Source organism: Leifsonia lichenia (assembly GCF_054780215.1).
In genome coordinates this window covers 330,029-356,217 of record NZ_BAAGWT010000008.1, presented here as the reverse complement: position 1 = coordinate 356,217, position 26,189 = coordinate 330,029, and the positions used below count along the sequence as shown (strand labels likewise).

Sequence of the window (26,189 nt, the reverse complement as noted above, 5' to 3'; positions counted from 1 at the left end):
GTATCTCGTGGCCTATCCGGCCGCGAAGAGGGGGAGGAGACGGTACGCCGAATCGGCGCGGAGGAAGACCGGGATGGTGTCGAGCGGGGTGTCGACGGTGATGGTGACGCCGCCCGCGAACTCCTCGCCGGTCCACGCATCCACCCACGAGCCGGCAGGGAGGTAGACCGGCCAGGTGGTCGCGCCCTCGGACAGCACCGGGGCGACGAGCAGGTCGTCACCGAGCATCCACTGCGGCTGCGCCGACCAGACGGCCGGGTCTGCCGGGTGATCGAAGTAGAGCGGGCGCATCAGCGGGCGGGCCGTCTCGACGGTGATCGCCGCCTGCTCCGCGAGGTAGGGAACGAGGCGTTCGCGCAGCTTCGCATAGCGGCGGAAGACCGGGATGACCCGGTCGTCCTCCGAACGCTCCTGGATGTTCCACGGAGTGCGGTCGCGCGACGGCGTGCGGTGATGATTGAACTCGGAGTGGTACTGCATGATCGGCACGAACGTCGCGGCCGCGGCCGAGCGGAGGAACAGTTCGGCGCTCGGCACATCCCCCGAGAATCCGGCGAGATCCCAGCCCCAGTAGACGATGCCGCTCGCGGCAGCGGAGAGACCGGCGAGCATCGACCAGCGGAACGCCTCCCAGGTGGAGTTCTCGTCGCCCGCCCAGAACGCGCCGTGGGCCTGCGAGCCCGTGAAGCCGGCGCGGCTGAAGGTGACGGGCGCCTTGCCGGCCGAGCGCAGCAGGTCGCCGTAAGCGGCGGCATACGCGACAGGGAAGGTGTTGTTCTTCTCGTCCCCTCGCTTTCCGTCGAGGTAGACGAGGTCGCTGCCCCAGGCGTGCTCGCCGCCGTCCGTCTTGAAGCCGTCGATGCCGACCTCCTCGACGAGGTAGCGGCGCTTCTCCGTCCACCAGCGGGCGGCGCGCTCGTCGGTGAGGTCGGGCATGAGGCCGAGCGGGAACCACCAGCCGCGGTTGCGGTACGGGCGCAGGCTGCCGTCGGGCGCCTGCTCCCGGATGAGCACGTTCTCCCGGATCGCGGCGGCAGCATCGGCGGCAACCTGGTCGCGCGGGTGGGGGCGCATCTTGATCAGCGGAATCTGCCAGAGGTGCAGGCGGATGTCCCTGGCGTGCAATGCGTCGGTCATGCCTTTGGGGTCGGGCCACGCACCATCGGCAGGGAACTCGAAGTCGGCGAGGCGATGGGGCGCACCGTCCTCGCTGACCGCTGCGCGCGAGTCCCTGAACGCCGTGAACGTGCTCTCGTCGCTCCACGCCTCGATCACCACGGAACCCACCGGGATGTCGTGCTCACGGTGCAGGTCGACCTGGCGCATGACCTCGGCCTGAGTGTTCCACTCGTTGCCGCTCGCCCACAGACGGAACACCCAGTCCGGAAGCTCGGTCGGCGTGCCGGCCTCGGCGAGGAAGCCGCGGAGCACGTCGGTGGGCGAGCCGTCGAAGAACGCGACGTCGAGCAGGTCGGCGGCAGTACCGGATGCGCCGAACGGCGCGTCGAGCTCAGCCTCCACCCGCAGCCGAGACGAGGTGGATGCGCCGATGTCGAACCAGACGCGCCGGGAGGTGCGGACATGGAAACCCCATCCATCGCCACCGACGACGTGCGCGAACGGCATGGGCAGGTAGGTCTTCCGCTCGGCGCCCTGGTTCTTGTACTGCTCGAACACCACCGAGTCGAGTTCGGAGCCGCGGTGGTCGAGCGCGTCGTAGCGTTCACCGAAACCGGTGACGTGCTCACCGTCCGTCAGCGGGAGCGCGAAGCGGATGCGCGCTGCCCGCTCGCCGTCGTGCAGCACCGAGACCGAACCGGGGACGACGCGGGATGCGCCGGTCGCGCCGGTCGCTCCGGTCGCCACGGCACCCGCATCCACCTCCTGCCACTGCCCCGCACGGAAGGAGAACCAGCGCGTTCGCTCCGTCTTGCCGCCGGTGTGCGTGGCCGTGAAGCGGTAGCTGTAGACACCGCCGAACCGGAGCTCCGGGGTCTCGACCTGCCATCCGCCGACCGCGCGGGCGAGCCGTGCTTGGGCGGAGGCGAGGTGGCCGCCGTCCTCCGTGCGGCCGCGGGAGGAGCTGGCGACCCTGGAAAGCGGCAGCGTCTGCGACTCCGCGCTTCCCGCGTCCGGTCGCCACGCGAATTCGACGGCGACGGCATCCACCGTGCCGCTCGCCCTGACCCCGAGCACGGCGGTCGCGCCCGCCTCCGGGATGATCGGCGAGCGCTGCTCCGTGTCGATCGAGTACGGGTGGCCGGAGCCGGAGGGGCGGTGGCGGATCATCGGGTCGGTCCTTCCGAGAGCTGAGTCGGGGCGAGGTCGCCCGCGTGGGCGATGCTGGGGTCGAGGTCGACGGCGAGGCGGATGAGCATGGCGTGGCTCCAGAGGAGCGGGGTGGCGACGGGACCCCAGCGGTCGACCCACTCCTGCCGCATCCCCGGTGCGATGAGGTGACCGTCGACCTGCTCTGGCAGGTCGAGACTCGCGGTAGCGGTGGAGGCGGCCCAGCCGAGCAGTTCCTCCGCACGGCCGGTGTCGCCGGCCGCGGAGTGCGCAAGGCCGAGGAAGCAACTGAGGATCGGCCAACGGCCGCCCCCGTAGAAGGTGTCGCCGAGGTAGCGGTGCACGCCGCCGTCGACGGTGAGCTGCCGTTCGAGGGCGTCGATGGTTCCCGCGGCGAGCGCCGAGCGCGCATCCACGACTCCCAGTGGGGCGATGACGGCGGCGAGGCTGCCGTCGACGGTCGCCACGCCGAGCCACTTGCTGAGGTGGCCGCCGCGCACGCCGCGGTCGCCGATGACCTCACCGATGGCCGCCGATGCGTGGGTCGCCTCCTCGGCGCGCGCGCCGCTCACTAGTCCCGCGCGCACCGCGGCGCTCAGCCCGGCGGACACGCAGGCCAACGTCGAAACGTGGACGGCCTCGCTGTGCTCCTCCCACCAGTCGTAGCAGGGGCGCTCCCACGAGCTGGTGAGATAGTCGACGGTGAGTTCGGCGGCTTCGCGCCACGGCGCGAGGTCGATGCTATGCCGCTCCGCGTGGGCGACGAGCGCCCACAGCCAGGTGCCGTATCCATCGAGCTGGAAGTCCCACCACTCGTCGTCGCCGTCCCGGCCGTCGTAGGTGAACCGCGCCGGAAGCATGTGCTCGCCGCTCGGCGGACGACCTGCCCGTGTCTCCTCCACGATCCAGTGGATGTGGTCGGCCCGCTCTGTCAGCACGCGCGCGCACCAGCCGAAGAAGCGTGTCGCGGAGTGTTCGTCACCGTAGGACGAGACGCCGTCGGCGATGAACGAGCCATCGCGGAACCAGCAGTATCCGGCGTAGGCCGAGAAGGTGGGGCTCGCAGGGTATGCGCCCTCTGGCGTCTGTAACGACACGATCAGCCGATGGCCTGTCGAGGCCAGGACGGCGACGCGGCTCAGCGTGGTCGACGGTGGGGTGGAGGTGGGCACAACGGCCTTTCTGAGGTGAATGCGTGAGGGTGCGGCCCGACCGGTTCGGGGGGAACCCGGCCGGGCCGCAGCGGTGGGATGCGCTACTTGAGCAGCGCGTCGACCTGCTTCGCCGTCGCAGGGATCGTGTCGGCGGTCTTCGACCTGCCCGCTGCGATCTCGCCGAGGGCGTTGGTCACGTCGTCCTGGATCTTCTGCGAGTTGGAGCCCAGGTTCGGCGCCGTGGCGATGTGCTCGAGCGAGTCGAACACGGCCTGTCGGTTCTCCGGGGTGCCGGCGGTGAGGTACGGCTTCAGCAGCGACTCGTCCGAGATCGCGGGGAGCTCCCAGCCGGCCTTGAGTCGAACATCCACCATCGTCTTCGAGCTGGACAGGTAGGTCGCGAACTTCTGCGCGGCGTCCTTGTGCTTGGAGTCGTTGGAGACCGCGACCGCGTTGGAGAACGTGGCGCTGGCCTTCTGGGTGTCACCCGGCTCGACGGCGACGTCCCAGCCGAACGGCAGCGTCCCGAGTGTGCTGAACATCCAGATGCCGGTGTGCCACATCGCGAGCTTGCCCTCTTTGAACAGGTTGGAGTCGAAGTCGGGCGTGCCGGCTCCATCGGCTGCGGACGGCATGGTCACGCCGCTCTTGCCCGCGAGCCAGTCGGCCGCCTTCGCCCCTGCGTCGGAATCGAACGCCGACTTCTTGCCGTCCTTGGTCAGGAACGAACCGCCCGCCTGCTGCACGGTCTTGTAGTACTCGTTGTATGTGATCGGCTGGTAGTCGCCCCACACGCCTGCGGTCTTGTCGGTCAGCTTCTTCGCCGCCGCCTCCTCGTCTGCCCACGTCCACGAGTCGGTCGGGTACTTCACACCCGCCTTGTCGAAGAGATCCTTGTTATAGAACAGGACCACGTTGGAGAACGAGGTGGGCAGGCCGTACTGCTTGCCGTCGGTCTTGTACGTGTCGAGGACCGAGGTGCGGTACGCCTTCGCGTCTACGCCGTCGAGCGGGGCGAGCACGCCGTCCGCCTGCAGGTTGCCGTAGCTGCCGAGGTCCACATCGAACACGTCGGACTGCGTTCCGGCAGAGAGGTCGGTCTGCAGCTTCGTGAAGTAGTTGGCGTAGTCGGTGGTCGACACCTTGACGGTGATGTCCGGGTTCGCCTTCTCGAACGCGCTCACGATGGTGGCGAGGTTCTTCTCATTGCCGCCGTTCGAGATGAAGTTCGAGTACGTGATGGTCGTCTTGCCGCTGTCGGACCCGGATGCGCTGCATCCGCTCATCCCGACAGTGGCGAGGGCTGCGACAGCGAGTGCTGCTGTCGCGGCGAGTTTCTTGTTCATGTGTTTGCTATCTCCTTTGATACGGATGGTGCGGTGATTGCTGCTGTGGTGATGGATGCGGTGGTGATGGATGCGGTGGCGCGGCTATTTGAGGCCGGTGCCGGCGACGCCCTGGACGATGTACTTCTGGGCGAAGAGGTAGAGCGCGAACATCGGGATGATGCTGACGACCGATCCCGCCATGAGCACGTCCCACTGGGTGGAGTACTGCCCTTGCAGGCTGGACAGCGCGACAGGGAGCGTCTGCATGAGCGGATCGCGCAGGATGATGAGCGGCCAGAGGAAACTGTTCCAGGTGTTCAGGAAGCCGAACACCGCGAGGGTGGCGAGCGCAGGGCGCACCAGGGGCAGCACGATCTGGAAGAACACCCGGAAGTGGCCGGCCCCATCCAGCGTCGCCGCCTGGTCGAGTTCGTACGGGACCGTGCTGATCGCCTGCCGGAGCAGGAACACCCCGAATGCGGAGGCGACCGTCGGCAGGATGGCGCCCGCATACGTGTTGATGAGGCCGAGCGACTTCATCTCCACGAACAGCGGAACGATGAGCACCTGGAACGGGATCATCATGGTCGCCAAGTAGAGCACGAAGATCGCGCCACGACCGCGGAACGGCATCCGGGCGAACACGTACGCGGCCATGGAGCTGGTGACGAGCTGGAACAGCGTGCTCACCACGGCGATCACCAGGCTGTTGACGATGACCTGTCCGAACGGCACGCGCTGGAACAGCTCGGCGTACGGCGCGAGCGACGGGTTGTCCGGGATGAGCTTGGGCGTGCTGGTGAGGCTCGCGCCCGGGCTGATCGAGGTGACGATCGTCCAGACGAAGGGGAACACCATGACAAGCGCGCCGAGGATGACGGCCGTGTACAGCGAGACCTTCGCGACCGGGCTACGCATAGTTCACCCACTTCTTCTGCCCGAGGAACTGGATGAGGGTGACGATCAGGATCACGATGAAGAGCAGCCAGGAGAGCGCCGACGCCATGCCGGCCTGCCCGTACCTGAAGGTGAGGTCGTAGACCTGCTGCACGACGACGCGACTCGAGTTGTTCGGACCGCCGCCTGTCATCACGAACACCTGATCGAAGACCTGGAAGCCGTTGATCAGCGAAAGCACGATGACGAAGAACGTTGACGGGGAGAGCATCGGCAGGGTGATGCTGAACAGCCGCCGCCACCATCCGGCGCCGTCGATCTCGGCGGCCTCGTAGAGGTCGGGGTTGATGGTCTGCAGCCCGGCGAGCAGGATGACCATGACGAATCCGAGGTCTTTCCAGGCCGAGGCCAGGATGATCGACGGCATCGACCAGGCAGGGTCCGCCCACCAGCCGGGCCCGTCGATCCCGACCAGCGAGAGCGCCCAGTTGACGATCCCGACGCTGGGGTTGAGAAGCCAACGCCAGACCAGGGCGACGACCACCCAACTGGTGACCACCGGAAGGAAGTAGACGCCTCGGAGGAAAGCGCGCCCCTTGATCCTGCTGTTGAGCGCGAGGGCCAGTCCGAGGCCGCCGACGTACACCAGTGGGAGGTACCCGACGATGTAGTAGAGCGTGTGCAGGAACGCCTGCTGCGTGGTGGGGTCGCTGACCAGGGTGGCGTAGTTGTCGAAGCCGACCCACTTCATCGGGCCGATCAGGTTCCACTCGTGGAAGCTCGTCCACGCGGCGGCGATCATCGGGCCGATGGTGAACGCGAGCAGGGGGCTGAGGCTCGGCAGCAGGAAGATCGCCACGATGAGGAAGTACGAGAGGCGCTTCCTGCCCGGACGGCGACCTCGACCGGATGCCGGGATACGAGTGGATGCGTCAGCCGCGGCGGTGCGCGTGCTGAGCCCAGAGACGGTCATGGCCGCACTCCGGCGCTCGACACCAGCCGCTCGCGCATCAGGCGCCCCTGCTCGCCCGCCACCCCGTGCGTGTCGAACGGGGTCGCGAGCACGAGTGCTGCTGCGCCCTGCGCCCACCGGTCGTCCTGCCAGGTCTCGACGGCCACCTCCACGCCGCGCTTGCCGGGAACAAGGGATGCGCGCAGCGCGGGCTCGAACGACGGCGACCAGTGGTTCCACGCCTCGACGCCCTCGCCCAGGATCACGACGAGTTCCGGGTCGAGCATGTTGACGACCCCGGCGAGCGTGCGGCCGAGCAGCCGGCCGGCGTCGTCGAAGACGCGGACGGCCGCCGCGTTCCCCGCATCGGCCGCTTCGCGGACATCCCGGATGTCGGCGCCCTCTCCGACCGCGCCGTCCCGGATGGCGGTGGCGACCAGGGCGCTCTCGCCCACGAAGGCTTCGAGACAGCCGTGGTTGCCGCACTGGCAGAGAGGGCCGCCCTCAGAGACGGGGATGTGGCCGATGTCGCCTGCTCCGCCCGCCCGGCCGCGCAGGATCGAGCCGCCGGACACGATGCCAGCTCCGACGCCGGTTCCGATCGTGACCACCAGGAAGTCGGCGCAATCGCGCCCCTGCCCGAACAGGCGCTCCGCGACGCTGAGCGCATTGACGTTGTTCTCGACGACGACGGGAAGGTCAAGCGCCCTGCGGAGGGAGGCACCGAGCGGAACCTGGTTCCAGCGGAGCTGAGTGGAGTCCACGACCCCGATGCCCTGCTCGTCGACTGTGCCGGGGATGCCGACGCCGATGCCGAGCAACCGGTTGTCGCCGCCCGCCTCGATGAAGATCCGAGCGAGTTCGATGAGCGCGGACGTGGCCAGGGGCGACATCGCGTCGAACGGCTCGGTCGCCGAACGGAGCACGGAGCCGTCGATCCCGACCTCCACGAACGCGACGTGATCGGCGACGACCTTGACCCCGACGGCGCAGGCGGTGCGCGCGACGACCCCGAGCATCCTGGCCGGTCGCCCCCCGCCCTGCGACGTGGAGGTGTCGAGCTCCTCGATCAGCCCCTCCGCGAGAAGGTCGCGCGTGAGCTGGGTGACGAGGGCGGGCGAGACGCCGAGCATTCGCGCCAGGTCTGCACGCGAGGCCGGCCCCTGACCGCCGAGGTGGGCCAGGATCGCCGTGCGGTTCACGTCGGTGCGTGAGGGAGATGTGAGCGCCATTGCATCCTTTTCTTCAGAACTAAATAAACCATAAAAGATAGTTGTGAAGACGTCAAGATCGGGATGCGCAGGGCGCCGAAGCGGGACGAAGAAGTGGAAGAAAAAGGAAGGCGGCGGGTTGCCGGCCGTTGGCGCCAGACGCAACCCGCCGATGGAAAGACTCTATCCGTTCGAATCCATGACGCCGACGACACCGGCAGCCGCGAGCCGCTCGCGAACCGCGGGCAGCGGGATCGCGCGGGCGATGTGACCATCGGCGTGCATCTGCGTCGTCGCGGTGAGGATCGAGTTCACCAGGGCTTCCTCGACCGCATCCATCGTCGCCTGGAAGAGCGGCGAAAGCACGGTGTCGTCCGGCGGTGCGCTGTGCCCCACCGAGAACGCGATCGCGTAGTCGCCGCTGCCCTGGGAGAAGTCGGCTCCGACGCCCCGCATCGCGAAGACCGCGCGCCTGGCGCAGCGGGCGAGCTGGCGGGCGTCGAGCGGAGCGTCGGTCGCGACGACGATCATGCACGAGTTGCCGACGGTCTCCGCCGCCGGGCCGGGAACGAGCTCCTTCGACGGCATCGGCACCCCTGCGATCGAGAGGGTGCCGCTGAAGTTCGACTGGACGATCGCTCCGACGGTGTACGTCCCCTCTCCGACAGGCACGGTTCTGGACGACGTTCCCATCCCGCCCTTGAATCCGAGCGCGACAGTCCCCGACCCCGCGCCGACGCTCCCCTCCTCGACGGGCCCGGCGGAGGCGGCCGCCAGCGCTGCCTCCACGTCGTGTGCGCCGAGCGCACGCGAACGGATGTCGGAGAGGAAGCCGTCGTTGGTCTCGCCGACGACGGGATTGAGCGTCGTGACCGTCTCGTAGCCCGGCTTCGACAGCATGTGCCCCAGCAGCGCATCCGCGACGCGGTACGCCGACAGTGTGCTCGTGAGCAGGATGGGCGTCTCGAGCGCGCCGAGCTCCTGGAGCTGCGTCGCGCCGATGAGCTTGCCGTAGCCGTTCCCGACGGCGAGACCGGCCGGAATCCAGCGCCGGCCGGTGCCGATGACCTCTGGGACGATGGCCGTGACACCGGTATTGAGCCGATCCGTGTGCACGGTTGCGTGGCCGACGAGCACGCCGGGCACGTCGGTGATCGCGTTGTGACGCCCGCGAGGATACGTGCCGAGAGTGACACCGAGGTCTTCGAGTCGCGCTCGTGTCGCCGTGGAGTCCATCACCGCACCCCCTCATCCGCGACCCGATGATGGTCGGTGACCCGCGCGGTCTCGTCGCGCGGCTTGCGTCCATCCTCGCCGGCCACCGTGACGCGGAACTCCTGCACCGCGGGCTCGTGCAGTCCGACCAGGTGCACATCGCACACCAGGACGCCGCGCTCGCACGGCACGACCCAACGCAGGGCCGACCGATCTGAGGCGGACACGATGCGCTCGGCGAACGGGGCCGCGTCGCGGCGCACCGGACCCACCTCGGCGAGCGCGGCGGAGAGACGGGCTGCGCGCACGCTTTCCGGCACGTCCATCAGCACGTTGGCGGCGAGCAGCCCCGGCGCGTCGGACAGCGGCCGGCCGGCTCTGACGAGCTCGTCGATCCGGTGAGCGGCGGTCAGCGTCTGCGGCCAGGGCCGAACGACGGCGGCAGGCGCATCCACGCGGGAGAGGACATCGGAGAGGATGTCGGTCGCGATGTCGCCGGCGCCGAACGCGTCCGAGTTGCCGAAGACGATGACCCCGACTCCGGTGGCGGTCTGCCAGCGCATGTGCGAAGAGAATCCGGGAAGCCCTCCCGCGTGCTGCACGATGCGGCCGAAACGCCGATCGTGCTCGACCACGAGGCCGTAACCGTATCCGAGACCGTCGAGCTCGCGGCCGCCGGACGCCGCCGCGCTGGGGATCAGGGTGCGCGCCGTCTGCAACTCGCGCCGGGATGACGCGCTCAGCACGCCGCTCTCCTCCGGCTCGTCGGCGAACGCCGAGCCGAGGAAGTCGGCCCACCGGGCGATGTCTCGCACGGTGCTGAACAGACTGCCGATGCACGCCAGCGCGCCGGAGCCGACGTACGGTTCCCGCGCAAAGGTCGCGCCGTCGTCGAAGGTGCGGAACCCGGCAGCCAGGTCTGCCCCGACGGGATACCGGTCTGCCGCCCAACGGGTGTCCGACAGTCCCAGCGGGTCGAGCATCCGCTCGTGCACCACCGCTTCGACCTCGCGGCCGGTGACGGCCTCGATGGCCCGGCCGATGAGGGAGATCCCGATGTTGGAGTACTGGTACTCGGTTCCCGGCTGACTGGAAGGCGTGAGCCCTGCGGAGACGACCGCCGCAAGCTCAGCCCTGGATGCGCCGAGCTGCCGGTCTCCCCACGCGTTGTCCTCCGCGAGACCGCCCCTGTTCGACAGCAACCCGTCCAGGGTCACGGCGAACTTCGCATCCCCGAATCGAGCGGCCGACAGCTCGGGCAGGTACTCGGTCGCCGGTGCGTGCAGGTCGAGCAGCCCGTCGTCGCGCAGCGCGAGAGCGGTCGCACCCAGAAAGCTCTTCGACATGGACGCGATGCGGAAGACCGTGTTCTCGGCGGTCGCGGCTCCGTCTCTGCGCGGTTCGCCGTGCGCGCTGGCGGAGACGACGCGCCCCCGGCAGACGACCGCGGCAATGGATGCGGGTGCCCGCCGCAGCGTCGGCTCGTCCAGTCGCGCAGCGAGCGCGTCCCCGGCCGCTCGCGCGAGATCGGCGGGGTCCGTGAGATCGGCGGGGTCCGTGAGATCGGCGAGGCCGCCGTGCACCGCATCCTCGGTCATCGGGCGGCCCGCTCACCGGCGAACGCGCGCACGTGGTCGGCGAACCCGTTCACGAGAGCGAAGCTGGCGCGCGTGTTCTCCTCGTCGACGCTGCGCGCCTCTTCGACCAGCTCGGCCACCGGGCGGTCACCAGGCGCCGGCGAGGTCGGCTCCTTCCAGCGCAGCAGGTCGTCCGCGCAGACCTCCGGATGGAACTGCAGACCGTAGACGCGCTCGCCCAGGCGGAACGCTTGAATGTCGATGGCGTCGCTCGACCCGAGAAGCACCGCGCCCGGAGGAAGCGCCGTGATCATGTCCTGGTGGTTCTCGATCATGGGCGCCGATTCTCCCAGACCGCCGATGACGGGATCGCCGCGGCCTGCGGCCGACGTCGAGATGAAGGTCGCGCCTCGCTCCTTCGGCCCGAAAGCCGCGCGCACCTCTCCGCCCGCGACATGGGCGAGGATCTGCCCGCCGAGGCAGATGCCCAGGGTGGGAAGGTCGGCGGCGATGGCCTCCCGAGCCAGGGCGCGCTCCTGAGCGAGCCACGGAGCGCGCGCGTCGTCGTCCGGCATGAGGCCGCCGCCGAGCATCACGAGCCCCGCGTAGCCGTCGAGGCCGTCCGGGAGGCCGTCGGTTCCGAGCACGGGCTCGACGACGATGCCCTGCTCCTCGAGCCAGCGGCCGAGACGGCGTGGGGCGGACTCCTTCGCGTTGACGACCACGAGCACGCGCGGTGCATCCGGAGCGTCCGGTGTCTCGCGCGCTGCCACATCCACTGCGGGAGTCAGCGCTGCCGGGCGCGGAGACGGCGCTGTGCCGTCCAGGAAGGCGAGATGGTCGGGGTCCGAGGCTTCGAGGAGGCGCAGCACGTTCTCGTGGGCAAGCGCCGCGAGCTCCTGTTCGGACCAGCCCCGGATGCGCAACTCGTCGAGCAGGTCCTGATAGCGCGATACGTCCCCGAGGCCGGCCGGCATGGAATCCGTGCCGTCGTAGTCCGCGCCGAGGCCGACCGCGTGGACGCCGGCGACGTCCCGCACGTGCTCGACGTGATCCGCGACGTCGGCGATGCCGACCGGCGGTGCCTCCCCGAGCGCGCCCCCGCGCACCCACTCGGCGCGCGCAGGCGAGAGGAACGATGGCACGAAGGCCACCATGACCACTCCTCCGCCCTCGCCGATCGCGCGCAGGACATCGTCTGGCACGTTGCGCGGATGATCGCACAGCGTGAGCGCACAGGAATGGCTCACCATGACCGGCCGCGTGGAGACCGCCAGCGCGTCTCGCATCGTCGACGGCGCGACATGCGCGAGGTCGACCACCACCCCGATGCGATTCATCTCCCGCACCACCTCGCGCCCGAAATCGGTCAGCCCGCCGTGGCGCGCCTCGTCGGTCGCCGAATCCGCCCAGTCCGTCGTGCGCGACCAGGTCAGCGTGACGTAGCGTGCGCCCAGACGTGCGAACTGCCGAAGGACGGCCAGCGAGCCGTTCAATTGATCGCCGCCCTCGATTCCGATCAGAGACGCGATCCGGCCGTCGCCGATCGCAGCTCGCACGTCGGCTGCCGTTCGCGCGAACCGCAGCCGCTCCGGATACTCCTGAACCAGCCGGTGCACGAAGTCGATCTGCTCCAGAGTGGCGGTCACCTGCTCCGCCCCCTGCAGGACAGGGTCGACCCACACCGACCAGAACTGGCCGCCGACACCGCCGGCCACAAGGCGAGGGAGGTCGGTGTGCAGGTCGGGGCAGGACGCATCCAGCCCGGCGACTTCGTAGTGGTGGCGCTCACGGCGAGCCCAGGCCAGATCGTTGTGACCGTCGACGACGGGGATCATCGTCGTCATGCCGTTCGCTCGTCCAGCGCGCCGTTCATCCGATCGGTGACATCGGCGTCGACAGCGACCGCGTGGCCGTCGAGCGAACGAACAGGGGCGGCGCCGCGGGTGCTGGAGCAGAGCCAGACGGCCTCGGCGGAGCGCAGCTCAGCGACATCGAGAACACGCGTCTCGACCGGATCGCCAGACGCCGACAGCGCAGAGAAGACGTCCGCCTGCGTCGTGCCAGGGAGCACCCCGAGCTCGGTGGGGGGCGTCACGTACGCTCCGCCGATCCTGGCGATGACCGTGGAGTTCGGCCCCTCCAGAACGTAGCCGTCGCTGCTGACGAAGATCACGTCCTGCGCTCCGCGCCGTCTGGCTTCACGCAAGGCCGCCATGTTGACCGCATATGAGAGGGTCTTGGCGCCCTGCAGCAACCACGGGGACGTCTGCGCCACATCGTGACGGTAGCCGCGATCCAGCAGCACCACATCCACCTCCGGCGTCGTACCTCCCGGCCGGCTGTCCGGGGCGAAGCCGATCGCCCATCCCGTCGGGACCGGCTCGCCGGCCTCGTCGCCCCGTGACATCACGAACTTCACGGCGCCGCGGGCGGTGTGGGAGCGGAGCGCGTCTGCGGCCTCCATGACGGCGAGGCGCCACAGCTCGCGGCGCGGTGCGGGGAGGTCGAGCATGGCGGCCGAACGCTCGAAGCGGTCGAGATGCGCCTCAAGTGCCTGCGGGACGCCGTCGGCCACGACGACCGTCTCGAATATGCCGTCTCCGCGGGTGGCGGACAGATCGGTGGCGGTCAGGAGCGCCGCCGACGGGGCGATGCTGGTCAGGCAGCCCGCCGCCTCGCCGTCCGAACCGAGGTCGAGGCGGTGCAGGGTGAGGGTCTTCATGGTGTTCTCCTGATCAGGCGGCCGCAGCCGAGGTGTCGAGTGCGCGAGACGCGTTCTGGAGTACCCACTCCACATCCACATCGTGGCCGATGCCTGCCGTGGCCGGAACCTGCACGGTTCCTGCGGTGGCGACCACGGGAGGCACGATCACGTCGCGCGCGTAGTACTTGTCGGAACCGGAGACGTCGGAGGGGAGCGAGAAGTTCGGCAGCGAGGAGATCGCGACGTTCGCCGCCCTGCCCACCCCGAACTCGTGCATCCCACCGCACCAGACAGGGACTCCCGCATCCCGTGCGATGTCGTGAGCACGACGGGCGGAGGCGAGTCCTCCCATCCTGGAGACCTTGATGTTGAGCACCCGCCCTGCGTCCAGCGCCAGCATCGTGTGAAGATCGCCCAGATCGACGACCGACTCGTCCAGGCAGACGGGGGTGCCGATGACGGCCTGGAGGCGCGCGTGCGCCACGAAGTCGCGCGGGGCGAACGGCTGCTCGATCATCGTCAGCCGGAAGGCGTCGATGGCCAGCATCACCGCCGTCGACTCCTCCGTGTCCTGGTAGGCGCCGTTGGCGTCGACGTGCAGATCGAGGTCGGGATACGCGGCGCGAACAGCGCGTACCGGCTCGACGTCCCAGCCGGGGGCGATCTTGAGTTTCACGCGCCCGTAGCCCGCATCCACCTGCCGGGCGACCTGCGCGAGGAGTTCGTCCACCGTCGGCTCGATACCGAGCGAGACCCCGGCCTCGACGGCGGAGCGAGTGCCCCCGAGAGCCGAGGAGAGCGAGCGGCCGGTCGAGCGTGCATAGAGGTCCCAGCCCGCGATGGAGAAGCCCGCCTTGGCGAACTCGTGCCCGCGGACGCGCCGCCACAGCGCCTCCAGTTCCTCCGGTGTCTCCCAGGCGGTGCCGAGCACAGCGTGCGCGAGGTAGCGCTCCGCGACGCTCCACGCTGTCTGTGTGGTCTCCGACCCGTAGTACGGGTCCGATGGCGTCGCGATCTCCCCCCAGCCCACTCGACCATCCGCGTCCGTCGCCTCGACGAGGATGTGGTTCAGCCCGGTCTTTCGATGCGAGCTCGTCTCGAAGCTGTGGACGAGGGGAAGCGTGACGTCGAACAGCCGCAACCGGTCGATTCTCATACGGAAGGCTCCTTGTCGGAATCGGTCCGGGAAGGACGCTCGACGGCGAGGTAGACGGCGGTCGCCTGATCGACGCGCACGCAGGAGACGAGGACGGCGCCACGGCCGACGAGAGAGGCGAGCGACCTGCCCACATTCGCGCGCAGAAGGTCGTGGGAAGCGCGCTCCTCCTCGTCGTCGGAGACAGCGGGCGCCTGCGCAGGGACGGCGAGCCAGGCGGCCTCCCCGACGGAGCCATCGCGGCGGGAGACCTGGCCGTGGACGATCCTCCCCCAGTCACCGCGGCCCAGCGCCGGCGGCTCAGCGCGCCGGAGGTCGTCGAACGGGTCTGAGAGCGGGTCGTCGTCGCGGGTCAGATCCCACTCGACCACCACGCGGTCTGTGCCCGGCCTGCCGTAGTAGTCAGGAACGAACCCGACGCCCTCCGCACGGAGTGAGGAGAAGTTGAAGTGGGCGTTTCTCGAGAGCACAGGATCGAACGTCCAGCGCATCGTGCTGTGCCCCCAGCCCAGCGCGACCTCCCGCTGACGCTCCTTGAGCATCCGGCCGACGCCTGCGCCCTGGTGCGCCGCATCCACGACGGCCGCCTGCGAATAGTGGAAGTCGCGCCCCAGCGCGTCGCGGCCTGCGAAACCGTATGCGAAACCGATGAGCTCGTCGTCCGCGGTTCGCACGCCGACCGCGGAGCCGCCGTTGCGCGCGAGCGCGCTGAGAAGATTGGGATTGAGCGAGAACTCGGGACGCTCATACCCGAAGACTCTGGTGTACAAGGCGGCCGCCGCGCGGAACTCTTCACCCGAATTCAGCGTCTCCGCGCGAAGCGAGGAAAGGGAAGCCTGGAGCACGATACGTTTCCTATGTTTGAGCGTGGGAGGCGTGGACCGCCAGGCTATCTCTTTCATCACGGCTCGATCAAGCAAACGATATGATTCGTAAAACAACGGAGAGGGGCCGGCGTGGCAGACGCGGTGAACGAAGAAGCGGGTGAAACGCTCGCTCGGCTGGAACGCCTCGCGCGCATCGAATCGCCGTCGTTCGACGCGCAGGCGAGCGAGCGGATGGCGGAGATCCTCGCCGAATGGTGGGATGCGGCCGGTGCGGTCGTGCGCATCGAGCGGACGACCGCCGGCGCCAGCCTCGTCGCCGACCTCGACGGCGACGGCGACCCCCTGCTGCTCGTCGGACACTCGGACACCGTCTGGCCGCACGGCGCCATCGATGACCAGGTGCCGTGGTACGTCGACGGCGACACCGTCGGCGGCCCAGGCGTCTACGACATGAAGAGCGGGCTGCTCGTGATGCTCGCCGCCGCCGAGCGCCTGCGCGGTCGCCGGCATCGAAGCGTGCGGGCGGTCATCGTCTGCGACGAGGAGGTCGGCTCGCCCACCACGCAGGCCCTCCTGCGCGCCTGCTCCGACGGCGTATCCGGTGCGATCGGATTCGAGTCCCCGCATCCGGATGGCGCGTTGAAGGTGGGGCGGCGCGGCAGCACCCGCGTGGGGCTGACCGTTCGCGGGCGCGCCTCCCACGCCGCCCTCGACCCGGAAGGCGGGATCTCGGCCATCGACGAGCTCGTCGACCAGCTCGTGGCGCTCAGGGCCATCGTGGCGGATGCCTCGCTGCACTCGGAGGTGCTCTGCAATGTCGGCACGATCGCGGGCGGCGGGCGCGCGAACGTCGTCCCCGCGGAGGCGCAGGCGGAGATCGGGCTGCGATTCCTGGACGGGCGGGCGGAGGACGCCGTACTCGATGCGCTGCGCACGCTCTCCCCGGTGCGGAGCGGCGCGCTCATCGAGACGAAGCTGCTCAGTCACCGCCCCGCCTGGAGCCCGTCGGCCGCGGACGGCGAGCTGCTTTCGGCGATAGCGACCGCGGGCGCGCGCGTCGGGCAGACCGTGACCGGCCGCCCGGCGAGCGGCGCAGGGGACACGAACCTGCTCGGAAGTCTCGGCATCCCGACGGTCGACGGCTTCGGCCCGCGCGGCGGCGGCGCCCACGCGGCGACCGAGCATCTGTCGCTTCGCTCGCTCGGCGAACGGATCGACCTGCTCACGGCAGTGCTCGACGGTCCCGCCGCCCCCGCTCGTCCGGCACGCTGACCCGCTCCGGCACCCCTTCACCACTCCCCGGCCGGGCTCGGCGGAAGCGCGTGGCCACGCGGCACGATCAGGTAGACCGTGCGACGGCTGTGCGACCAGGCATCGTCGAACGCGCGCCGGGGATAGGTGCGCAGCCCGGAGTCGCCGCCGGGATTCGACGGGTCGGCCACCATCACGTCACCGTCGGCGGCGAAGCCGCGGATCACGAGCAGGTGCCCGGGAGTGTCGTAGTCAGCGCCGGGCAGCTCGCCCGCGGCGAACGAAACAGACGCCACCAGCGGGATGCCCGCATCCGTCAGCGTCTGGGCCGCGCGCATGGAGGACAGCCTCGTCACCAGCGCGTCGAAGCCGAGCGCTCCGGCGAGAGCGGCGTTGAACGACCAGTTGCCCGTGCCGTCGTATGCGGCGTCGTAGACAGCGCGAGCCACCCACGGGATGCGCGGGTCGGCGCCGGGCGGGACGTCTTCGGCAGCCGCAGCCGGGATCTCCGCACCCCACGCGGCCGCGACCATCGTGAGCGACGTCGGCGAGCACCAGGCGGGGCCTCCGCCGCCGAGGTCGGCACGAGCGGGATATGCACGCTGGGACAGCGGTCGAACGGCTGCGGCAGCCCCGACCGCGACCCCGACCCCGACCGCGTTTGCGGCAGCCGCGGTGACCCTAGGGGCCAGCACTGGCGCGTCGGCGCCCGGCGAACTGAAGCTCACGGCGGCGAGGCGCAGTGCGTGGCGGTCCGCCGCCGACTCCCCGAGAATGACGCGCAGTTGGACAGCGTCGAAGCGTCCGGCGTTCCCGGCCGTCAGGACGTCGGTCTCGACCGTCGGCGCCGCGTGGGCGAGTGCGGCCTCCGACGGCGCAGTGCTGCGCTGACCGTCGCCGCCCCAGTGCGCCAGTGTCTGCCAGGGATGCCACCCGCCGTCGGCGGTGCGGGCACGCAGTTCGACGACGGCGGTGACGGCCGGGTCGATGTTCCACGATGCGACGGCCTGGTCGGCACCCGGGTCGCCCTCCCATCCCGGTTCGAGCACACCGGACATCCACTGTCGCCCCGTCCACCCCGCGTCGATGTCGGCGCGCACCAGACGAGTGCGCCACACGTCAGGCAACGCGGACTTCGGTACTCCTGGCATCGCTTCTCCTCGCCTGAGTTGAATTATCCGGTACGGATCATCCTCTACCCGCAGGCGATATTCACGAATACCGACGGCGGCGCGAGCGGGCATTTTGCGCACGAATTCAGCGTTTCGCGCCGACCTGGCGTGCGATTCACGCGAGGTAGCGCGTAATCGTGCACATAATCCGTGAACTGGCAGTAATGCGCGCCAACCCCACGGCGTTACGAATTCATTAACATCTGGTACGAATACGTTGACCCGGACGTGCTCCATGCTGTTCCATTACTGCAACCCTCGTGGTCCTGCTCTGGACCTCGGCCGATGGAAGGACTCCAATGCGCACCAGGCACCGCAAACATCTGATCCGCGCGCTGTCATTCGTTGCGGCAGCAGCGATCATCGCCGCACCGGCCGGCGCAGCGAATGCCGCGGAACCGCACAGCGTTCACGCCGCCGACCCGACCTCGTCCCCGTCGTCTGGCACCGATGCCAAGACGATGCGGATCGCGACCTCCGGCTTCGTCGACAGCTTCAACCCGTGGACCTCGATCTACCTCCTCCCGACCAACCTCTTCCGCTACATGTACGAGAACCTGGTGCAGAACAGCGACGTCGACGGTTCGCCGACGAAGGGCCTCGCGGACCACTGGAAGGTCGAAGACGGCGGCAAGAAGTGGGTGTACACGCTGCAGGACGGCATCACGTGGTCCGACGGCAAAGCCATCACCTCGGCCGATGTGAAGTACACCTTCGACCAGATGATGACGAACCCCGACCTCGCCGTGGCGAACGGCAACTTCCTCGCCAACTTCTCCGACGTGAAGGCACCGGATGCCAAGACCGTCGTCATCGACCTGAAGGCGCCGCAGGCGCCGAACCCGGGCATCGAGGTCCCGATCCTCCCGAAGCACATCTGGGAGAAGATCTCCGACCCAGCCACATACGCCAACGACAAGGACGTCGTCGGCTCCGGCCCGTTCCTGCTGAAGAGCTACAAGGCCAACCAGTTCATCACCATGAAGGCGAACCCGAAGTTCTGGAAGGGCGCGCCGAAGATCGACACGATCCAGTACGTCTACTACACGAACTCGGATGCGCAGGTCCAGGCGCTCCGCTCGGGCGACGTGGACTTCGTGACCGGCCTCACCCCCACCCAGTACCAGGCCTTGAAGGGCGCTGAGGGCATCACCGAGCACTCCGGCATCGGCCGCCGGTTCTCCTCGTTCAGCTTCAACTCCGGGCTGAAGACCGTCGACGGCCAGCCGTTCGGCAACGGAAACCCCGCGCTGCAAGACGTGGACGTGCGTCAGGCGATCCGGATGGGCACCGACACCGACACGCTGCTGTCGAAGGTGCTCAACGGCCTCGGCAACCCTGGCACGAGCTTCATCCCGTCCTCGTACCCGCAGTGGACGCTGCCGACCGACGACTCGGCCGTGAAAGCGCTCGCGTACAACCCGGACAAGGCGAAGGCGAAGCTCGACGCCGCCGGCTGGAAGGCCGGAGCGGACGGCATTCGCGTGAAGGACGGCCAGCGCCTCTCGCTCCGCCTCTTCGTCGACGCCACCGACCCGCAGGAGCAGACGGCCGCGCAGTACTTCCAGCCGTGGATGAAGGCGATCGGCATCGACATCCAGTTGATCTCGACCGACTCCGACACCATCAACGCCGACACGCTGAAGGGCAACTACGACATCTACTTCAGCGGGTGGAGCGTCGGGCCCGACCCGGACTACCAGCTCAGCATCAACACCTGCTCGAGCCTGCCGACCAAGACGGACGGCACGGGAGCGACCTCGCAGGACGGCTGGTGCAACCCGGAGTACGACAAGCTCTACAAGGAGCAGCAGACCGAGACGGACGCGAAGAAGCGCGAAGCCATCGTGCAGAAGATGCTGCAGCTCAACTTCACCGACACCGCTCAGATCGTGTACTGGTACGCCAACGGCCTCGAGGCCTACCGCTCCGACCGGTTCACCGATTTCCGGATGATGCCGTCGAAGGGCGGGATCATCGCCAACCAGTCCGGCTACTGGGGGTTCATGGACGTCGCCCCCGTCGCAGACGGCACGAGCAGTGACTCTGGCCCCAACGTCGGTCTCCTCGTCACGGGCGGAGTGATCGTCCTCATCGTGATCGGTGCGATCATCTTCTTCGTGGTGCGCCGACGCAAGAGCGCCGACGTCGAATAGTCGACCGGGTGGCCGCGGCGGAACCCCGTCGCGGCCACCGCTCTCCCCTCGCGTCAGAAGAGAAGGCATATGAGCAACGCAACCCCCGTCACCGAGGCGGTGATCCTCGAAGAAAAAGGCGAGGCGACCGTCCGCAGCGCGCCAGCGCTGAAATACGCGCTCAACAAGATCGGCGGGGCGGCGATCAGCCTCCTGATGGTGATCATCCTCGGATTCTTCGCCTTCAAAATCCTGCCGGGCGACCCGGTCGCCGCAATGGCGCGCGAACACCCGATGACCTCCGAGCAGATGGCGCAGCTCCGCGCGCAGCTCGGCCTGGACAAGCCGCTCTGGCAGCAGTTCGGCGAGTACCTCGGCAACGTCTTCACCCTCAACTTCGGCCAGAGCTACGTCTACAAGCAGAGCGTCGCATCCCTCATCGGCGAGTATTTCTGGAACACGATCCTGCTGACAGGGACGTCCGCGATCCTGGCCATCGCCCTCGGGCTCTGGCTGGGTCAGAAGGCGGGCTGGCGACCCGGCTCGCTGTTCGACAAGGTCACCACCGGCACCTCGCTGGTGCTGTGGTCCGTGCCGACGTTCTGGCTGGCCCTGATCCTCCTGATGGTGTTCGGCGGCACGCTGCACTGGTTCCCCACCGGCGGCATGACGTCCCCCAACCCTCCCGACGACCCTCTCGGCGTCGTGCTCGACGTCGCCTCGCACATGGTGCTCCCCGTGATCACGATGGTCGCCGTGGTCTACGCCCAGTACGTGATGGTGATGCGGGCATCCGTGATGGAGGAGAAGAGCGCCGACTATCTGGTCACCGCACGAGCCAAGGGGCTGCGGGATGACGACCTCCGCAGGCGCCACGCCGTTCCGAACGCGCTTCTCCCCACGGTGACGCTGGTCTTCATGCACATCGGCGGGCTCATCGCGGGCGCCGTCACGGTGGAAACCGTCTTCTCCTGGCCCGGTCTCGGCAAGCTCACCTACCAGGCGATCCAGGGGCCGGATCTGCCTCTGCTGCAGGGCACGTTCGTGGTGTTCTCGGCCATCATCATCGTCATGAACCTCGTCGCGGACTTCGTGTACCGTCGGCTCGACCCGAGAGTGAGGCGCGGATGAGCGGCACCACCGCAACCGCAGCACGTTCGCCCCGCAGCATGGCGTGGGCACGGCGGCGGAACGCCTTCGGCGGCTTCTGCCGTGAGTTCTCGCACAGCCGCGCGGGGATGGCCGGACTCATCTTCCTCGTGGTCGTGATCCTGCTGGCGCTGCTCGCCCCCGTCCTCGCACCGTCGTGGATGCTCGACGTCACCAAGCTCCTCGACCAACCGCGCTTCGCTCCCCCGTCGTTCGCGCATCCCCTCGGCACAGACGACCAGGGGCGCGAACTGTGGGTGCGGATGATCTGGGGAGCCAGAGTCTCCCTGCTCGTCGGCTTCGCCGCCACCGCCGTGTCGATGATCATCGGAACCATCGTCGGCATCGCCGCAGGGCACTTCACGGGCTGGACCGGCGGCCTGCTGATGCGCATCATCGACTTCTTCCTCGTGCTGCCGTCGCTCATCCTCGCGATCGTGCTCTCGTCCGTGCTGTCGCGCGGGGTGTGGACGATCGTCATCGCCATCGGCCTGACCTCGTGGGCAGGGACGGCGCGCGTGGTGCGGGCCCAGACGCTCTCCGTCGAGTCGCGCGACTACATCGAACGCGCCAGGGTGCTCGGCGCGGGGCACTGGCACATCATCGTCAAGCACCTGCTTCCCGCTGTGCTGCCGCTGGTGCTGGCGAACACCACGCTCACCGTCGGCTCGGCGATCATCGCGGAATCGACGCTCTCGTTCCTCGGGCTCGGCGACACCACACTCCAGTCGTGGGGTTCTGTGCTGAAGAACTCGATGGACGTCTCGGCGGCGACCGCCGGCTACTGGTGGTACATCCTCGTGCCCGGTATCGCGATCGTGCTCGTCGTCCTCGCCTTCACCCTCATCGGCCGTGCCGTCGAGACCATCGTGAACCCGACTCTGAGGAGCCGCTGATGCCGGACCTGACCTTCGACGACGTCTGCATCACCTACCGGACGGCCGGGCGGAACGACGAGGGCGAGATCGCCGCGGTCAAGAACGTCTCGCTGCTCCTGCCGGCCGGAGGCACCCTCGGCATCGCCGGCGAGTCGGGATCGGGCAAGTCGACCCTGGCCATGAGCGTCCTGCGCCTCCTGCCCGCGAACGCCAAACTGGGCGGTCGGGTCCTGATCGGCGACACCGACATCGCCGACCTGCGGTTCGGCGAGCTGAGGGCGCTGCGCTGGGCAGAAGCATCCATCGTCTTCCAGGGGGCGATGCACTCCCTCAACCCCGTGCGCACGGTCGGCCAGCAGATCGTGGAGGCGCTGGAGCTGCACGTCGCCGACGCCTGGCGCACCGACAAAGCCCGCAAGGCGCGGGCACTCGAGCTTCTCTACGCCGTCGATCTTGCGCCGTCGAAGGCGGAGGCGTATCCGCACGAGCTGTCCGGCGGCCAGAAGCAGCGCGTCATGATCGCGATGGCACTGGCCTGCGAACCGGACATCATCATCGCCGATGAGCCCACGACCGCCCTCGATGTGATCGTGCAGAAGCAGATCCTGGACATGATCAGCACTCTGGTCTCCCAGCGCGGCATCTCGATGCTGATGATCAGCCACGACCTGTCCGTCCTCGCCACCGCCTGCGAGCGGATCGCCATCATGCGCGACGGCGAGCTCGTCGAGGTCGGAGACGCGTACGAGGTGTGCACCAGTCCGCAGCACCCGTACACGCGGCAACTGTCGGAGGCGTTCCCCACCATCGGCGACCCGGCGTCGCGGCTCAACCCCGTGACCCGCCGCACGGACGCCGTCACGGACAAGACCCGCGAGCTCTCGGACGACGTGGTGCTGGAAGCGCGAGGGGTCACCGTCACGTACCACGGACGGGGCAGGCCGCTCGCTGCCGTGAAAGACGTGAACCTGAGCCTCCGGAGGGGGGAGATCCTGGCCCTCGTCGGACAGTCCGGGTCCGGCAAGACGACGCTGGCCCGCACGATCGTCGGGCTGCAGCGGGCGGACGAAGGCTCCGTCATCCGGTTCCGCGGCAAGGACATCCCGCACAGGGGACGCGCTCTGCGCGAATTCCGCAGCGAGGTGCAGATGGTCCTCCAAGACCCGTCTGCCGCCCTCAACCCCAAGATCAGCGTCTACGAATCCGTCGCGGAAGGCCTGCGAGTGCAGCGCTACCAGGGCGACGAGCAGGAGCGCGTGGCGCAGAGCCTCGCAGACGCCGAGCTCCTGCCGCCCGAGCGCTTCTTCCGCGCCATCCCGCAGGAACTCTCGGGCGGTCAGCGGCAGCGGGCGGTGATCGCCGGCGCACTGGCTGTCGGCCCGCAACTGCTGGTCGCCGACGAACCGGTGGCATCGCTGGACGCCTCGGTGCGCGGCGAGATCCTGGCGCTGCTGCTCTCGCTGCGCGACAGGCTCGACCTGAGCGCCCTCGTGATCACGCACGACCTCGGTCTCGCCTGGAACATCGCCGACACCGTCGCCGTCATGTACGAGGGAGCCATCGTGGAGTACGGGCCGACCGAACAGGTGCTGCTCGATCCGCAGCACCCGTACACGCGCCGTCTGCTCGCGGCCGCACCAAGCATCGAGAGGAAGCTGGCATGAGCACATCGACCATCGCGATCGACAGGTCCGCGTATCTCGACACCGCTCCCCTGCAGCCAGGGGACCGCGTTCGGTTCGTGTCGCCGTCCGGCCTGGGCAGCGCCGAGAGCCTCGAGCGCGCGGTCGGCTACTACCGCGACTGGGGGCTGGATGTGGTGGTAGGCGAGCACGTGCTCGACCCTCATCCACGCGCGAGCTACCTCGCCGGGGCCGACGACGGACGACGGCAAGACCTGGTGGATGCGTGGCTCGACCCCGACGCGGACGCCGTGGTGTGCATCCGGGGCGGCTATGGCGCGATGCGGCTGCTCGACGGGCTCGACTGGGGGCAGTTGCGGGATGCAGCGCTCCGTCGTGACGGACGCCCGAAGCTCCTCACCGGTTCGTCCGACATCACGGCCCTGCACGAGGCGTTCCGGGTCAACCTGAACGTTCCGACGCTGTTCTGCCCGATGGTCGGGAACGATGTGTTCCGCGACTCGGAGTTCGTGCGCGACGATGTGCGCCGCTGGTTGCTCGAGCCGTGGGGCGGTCGAGAGATCGTCGGCCAGAAGACCTCCGTGCTCGTGCCCGGGGTCGCGGAGGGACGGTTCACGGGCGGCAACCTCAGCCTGCTCGCCGGTGCGATGGGCGCGCCGGAATCGCTCGACCGTCCCGGCGGCATCCTCTTCCTCGAAGACGTCGACGAGGAGACGTACAGGCTTGACGGCTTCCTCGTGCAGCTCGGCCGCGCCGGACGGCTGGCGGACGCCTCCGGGATCGTCCTCGGGTCGTGGAACAACTGCGGCGACCTCGACGCGGTGCGGGCGCTCGCGGAGGAACTACTGCCGAGCCTCGGCGTGCCCGTGCTGTGGGAGCAGGGCTTCGGGCACGATCCTGACGCGCTGAGCATCCCGCTCAACGTCGACGGCGCGCTCGTCGCCCGCGAGGGCGAACCTGTCCGGCTGACTGTCGGAGGATCGCTCTGATGGCCGTCGCGCTCCCGTCGCTCGACCAGCGGGTGCGGTGGTCGGTCAGCGTGATCGATGCCCGGACAGGAAGCACGCTCGCGATCCGCGAGCCCCACGTCGTCTGCGAGACGGCGAGCATCGGCAAAGTGTTCCTGCTGATCGAGGTGGCTCGCAGACTGGAGGCGGGCGAGCTCGACCCCGACCAGCGCATCGAGATCCCCGAGGAGCATCGCGTCGCCGATTCCGGGCTGCTCTACCGGATGCGCGACCAGCGCGTGACAGTCCTCGACGCGGCCCTGCTCGTCGGAGCGGTCAGCGACAACCTCGCGACCAACGCCCTCCTGTGGCTGTGCGGACTCGACAGCGTGCGCGCGGTGGCGCCGTCGCTCGGCTTCTCCGACACGTCGCTGCACGACTTCATCCGCAATGAGCGCACCCCCGACCTGCCGTGGACGCCGTCGTACGGCACGGGGGCGGAGCTCGCGCAGCTCATGCGCCTGCTCGGCTCCGGCGACGTGGTCTCACCCGCCGTGAGCGCGCGCGTGCTGGACTGGCTCGCGGCGGACGTCGACACGTCGATGGTCGCCGATGCACTCCTCCTCGACCCTCTCGCTCACGTCGACGACGAGTACCAGGGCATGGTGCTGCGCCACAAGACGGGAAGCACCTCCTTCGCCCGCATCGAGATCGGCCACCTCGCCGGGCCGGCCGCGGCCGTCGCCTATGCCGTGGCGGCGAACTGGAAGGACTCCGCCGACGATCTGCGCGCACCGGTGCTGCGCGCCATGCACGCCATCGGCGAGCAGCTACGCGCGCACGTCACCGGGATCGCAGCCTCGTGAGCGTGCCGTTCGGCGAGCTCGAACGCGAAGTGCCAGGACTCCGGTTCTCGGCGCTCGCTGTCGACATCGACTCGGGTGAGACACTGTTCCGCCACAGGCCCGACCTCGTCCTCGACACCGCCAGCGTCGGCAAGGTGTTCCTGCTGCACCGGCTGCTCGCCGAGGTGGATGCGGGCACCCGCTCCCTCGAAGACCGCGTCACACGGCGCCCATCGGAGTGGATGGACAACTCCGGGCTCTGGTATCTGCTGCAGGCGGACACGCTGTCGCTCTACGACGTGGCCGCGCTGATCGGAGCCGTCAGCGACAACGCCGCCACGAACACGCTCTGCAGGGTGATCGGCCTTCCCACCGTGCAGGAGCACGCACGCGCACTCGGCTACGAACACTCCGGCCTCGACGATGTCGTCCGCTGGCCGCTGCCACCGGGCGCTCCACGGACGCTCTCCCACGCGAACGCCGACGAACTCGTGCGTTTCGTCACCAGGACGGCGCAGGCCGCCGACCTCAGCCCGGCCTCCGCCGAGACGCTGCAGCGCTGGCTCGGCGCCGGCATGGATCTGTCGATGGTGGCCTCCGCGTTCGGCCTCGATCCGCTCGCGCACTACTTCTTCGATCGCGATGCGTGGCTCTGGAACAAGACAGGAACCATCTCCACCGTGCGGGCAGACGCCGGGCTCGTGATGACGCCGGACCGGAGGGTCGCGTACGCCGTGCTCGCCAACTGGCAGCGCGGCTCCGACGCACGCGACCGGGTGCTCGCGATCATGCGCTCGGCGGGTGACGAGCTGCGGAGGAATCTCCTGTGATACTGCTGTCTACGGCTTCGGAAGGT

Annotated in this window: 21 protein-coding genes; 8 read left to right on the top strand and 13 right to left on the bottom strand. The window is 68.9% G+C overall.

All coding sequences use genetic code 11. From position 1 onward, the window contains the following. Nucleotides 1-12 precede the first annotated feature (12 nt). From ACYVGI_RS14870 to ACYVGI_RS14815, 12 genes are all read right to left on the bottom strand, one after another. On the bottom strand, nt 13-2,289 hold the full coding sequence (locus tag ACYVGI_RS14870; RefSeq protein ID WP_460633365.1) for a glycoside hydrolase family 31 protein: 2,277 nt from the start codon (nt 2,287-2,289) through the stop codon (nt 13-15). After that, a complete protein-coding gene (locus ACYVGI_RS14865; RefSeq protein ID WP_460633364.1) occupies nt 2,286-3,461 on the bottom strand; it encodes a glycoside hydrolase family 15 protein in 1,176 nt (391 codons plus the stop codon). Before ACYVGI_RS14865 ends, ACYVGI_RS14870 begins: the two co-directional genes overlap by 4 nt. An 83-nt stretch (nt 3,462-3,544) precedes the next feature. Beyond that, nucleotides 3,545-4,789: an ABC transporter substrate-binding protein gene (locus tag ACYVGI_RS14860; protein WP_460633363.1), complete on the bottom strand. Its 1,245-nt coding sequence runs from the start codon at nt 4,787-4,789 to the stop codon at nt 3,545-3,547. A gap of 84 nt (nt 4,790-4,873) precedes the next feature. Beyond that, a complete protein-coding gene (locus ACYVGI_RS14855) occupies nt 4,874-5,689 on the bottom strand; it encodes a carbohydrate ABC transporter permease (protein ID WP_460633362.1) in 816 nt (271 codons plus the stop codon). Then, nucleotides 5,682-6,641: a carbohydrate ABC transporter permease gene (locus ACYVGI_RS14850; protein WP_460633361.1), complete on the bottom strand. Its 960-nt coding sequence runs from the start codon at nt 6,639-6,641 to the stop codon at nt 5,682-5,684. The genes ACYVGI_RS14855 and ACYVGI_RS14850 overlap by 8 nt, the downstream gene beginning before the upstream one ends. Then, nucleotides 6,638-7,852 carry an ROK family protein gene (locus ACYVGI_RS14845; protein WP_460633360.1) on the bottom strand — a complete coding sequence of 405 codons (1,215 nt, stop codon included), beginning with the start codon at nt 7,850-7,852 and terminating at the stop codon, nt 6,638-6,640. The genes ACYVGI_RS14850 and ACYVGI_RS14845 overlap by 4 nt, the downstream gene beginning before the upstream one ends. A gap of 162 nt (nt 7,853-8,014) precedes the next feature. Continuing rightward, on the bottom strand, nt 8,015-9,067 hold the full coding sequence (locus tag ACYVGI_RS14840; protein WP_460633415.1) for a P1 family peptidase: 1,053 nt from the start codon (nt 9,065-9,067) through the stop codon (nt 8,015-8,017). Further along, complete coding sequence (locus tag ACYVGI_RS14835) at nt 9,067-10,644, bottom strand: serine hydrolase domain-containing protein (protein WP_460633359.1); 1,578 nt, start codon at nt 10,642-10,644, stop codon at nt 9,067-9,069. Before ACYVGI_RS14835 ends, ACYVGI_RS14840 begins: the two co-directional genes overlap by 1 nt. Further along, nucleotides 10,641-12,470: a membrane dipeptidase gene (locus tag ACYVGI_RS14830; protein WP_460633358.1), complete on the bottom strand. Its 1,830-nt coding sequence runs from the start codon at nt 12,468-12,470 to the stop codon at nt 10,641-10,643. Before ACYVGI_RS14830 ends, ACYVGI_RS14835 begins: the two co-directional genes overlap by 4 nt. Further along, nucleotides 12,467-13,348, bottom strand: a complete 882-nt coding sequence (locus ACYVGI_RS14825) for an aminodeoxychorismate lyase (RefSeq protein WP_460633357.1) — start codon at nt 13,346-13,348, stop codon at nt 12,467-12,469. The genes ACYVGI_RS14830 and ACYVGI_RS14825 overlap by 4 nt, the downstream gene beginning before the upstream one ends. Nucleotides 13,349-13,361: 13 nt before the next feature. Next, nucleotides 13,362-14,486: an o-succinylbenzoate synthase gene (gene menC, locus ACYVGI_RS14820; RefSeq protein ID WP_460633356.1), complete on the bottom strand. Its 1,125-nt coding sequence runs from the start codon at nt 14,484-14,486 to the stop codon at nt 13,362-13,364. Then, entirely contained in the window at nt 14,483-15,331 is an 849-nt protein-coding gene (locus tag ACYVGI_RS14815) for a hypothetical protein (protein ID WP_460633355.1), read from the bottom strand. The genes menC and ACYVGI_RS14815 overlap by 4 nt, the downstream gene beginning before the upstream one ends. A gap of 111 nt (nt 15,332-15,442) precedes the next feature. Here ACYVGI_RS14815 and ACYVGI_RS14810 point away from each other — a divergent pair, with 111 nt between their 5' ends. Then, complete coding sequence (locus ACYVGI_RS14810; protein ID WP_460633354.1) at nt 15,443-16,585, top strand: M20/M25/M40 family metallo-hydrolase; 1,143 nt, start codon at nt 15,443-15,445, stop codon at nt 16,583-16,585. A gap of 17 nt (nt 16,586-16,602) precedes the next feature. Here ACYVGI_RS14810 and ACYVGI_RS14805 read toward each other — a convergent pair whose 3' ends face one another. Further along, nucleotides 16,603-17,715 carry a C39 family peptidase gene (locus tag ACYVGI_RS14805; RefSeq protein ID WP_460633353.1) on the bottom strand — a complete coding sequence of 371 codons (1,113 nt, stop codon included), beginning with the start codon at nt 17,713-17,715 and terminating at the stop codon, nt 16,603-16,605. Between the two features lie 320 nt (nt 17,716-18,035). On the opposite strand from ACYVGI_RS14805, the gene ACYVGI_RS14800 reads away from it, so the two are divergent. The 7 genes from ACYVGI_RS14800 (at nt 18,036) to ACYVGI_RS14770 (ending at nt 26,163) form a co-directional block, all read left to right on the top strand. Next, nucleotides 18,036-19,892 (top strand): ABC transporter substrate-binding protein, encoded by a 1,857-nt coding sequence (locus ACYVGI_RS14800; RefSeq protein ID WP_460633352.1) that lies wholly within the window; start codon nt 18,036-18,038, stop codon nt 19,890-19,892. Between the two features lie 69 nt (nt 19,893-19,961). Then, nucleotides 19,962-21,002 (top strand): ABC transporter permease, encoded by a 1,041-nt coding sequence (locus ACYVGI_RS14795; protein WP_460633351.1) that lies wholly within the window; start codon nt 19,962-19,964, stop codon nt 21,000-21,002. Further along, nucleotides 20,999-21,916: an ABC transporter permease gene (locus ACYVGI_RS14790; protein WP_460633350.1), complete on the top strand. Its 918-nt coding sequence runs from the start codon at nt 20,999-21,001 to the stop codon at nt 21,914-21,916. Before ACYVGI_RS14795 ends, ACYVGI_RS14790 begins: the two co-directional genes overlap by 4 nt. Next, the gene (locus ACYVGI_RS14785; RefSeq protein ID WP_460633349.1) at nt 21,916-23,562 is read left to right on the top strand and encodes an ATP-binding cassette domain-containing protein; all 1,647 of its coding nucleotides are present in this window, start codon (nt 21,916-21,918) and stop codon (nt 23,560-23,562) included. The genes ACYVGI_RS14790 and ACYVGI_RS14785 overlap by 1 nt, the downstream gene beginning before the upstream one ends. Next, nucleotides 23,559-24,530, top strand: a complete 972-nt coding sequence (locus ACYVGI_RS14780; RefSeq protein WP_460633348.1) for a S66 peptidase family protein — start codon at nt 23,559-23,561, stop codon at nt 24,528-24,530. The genes ACYVGI_RS14785 and ACYVGI_RS14780 overlap by 4 nt, the downstream gene beginning before the upstream one ends. Next, the gene (locus tag ACYVGI_RS14775) at nt 24,530-25,354 is read left to right on the top strand and encodes a serine hydrolase (protein ID WP_460633347.1); all 825 of its coding nucleotides are present in this window, start codon (nt 24,530-24,532) and stop codon (nt 25,352-25,354) included. The genes ACYVGI_RS14780 and ACYVGI_RS14775 overlap by 1 nt, the downstream gene beginning before the upstream one ends. Before the next feature lie 2 nt (nt 25,355-25,356). Next, nucleotides 25,357-26,163, top strand: coding sequence for a serine hydrolase (locus ACYVGI_RS14770; protein WP_460633346.1), 807 nt, complete (start codon nt 25,357-25,359; stop codon nt 26,161-26,163). The last annotated feature ends 26 nt before the right edge of the window (nt 26,164-26,189 follow it).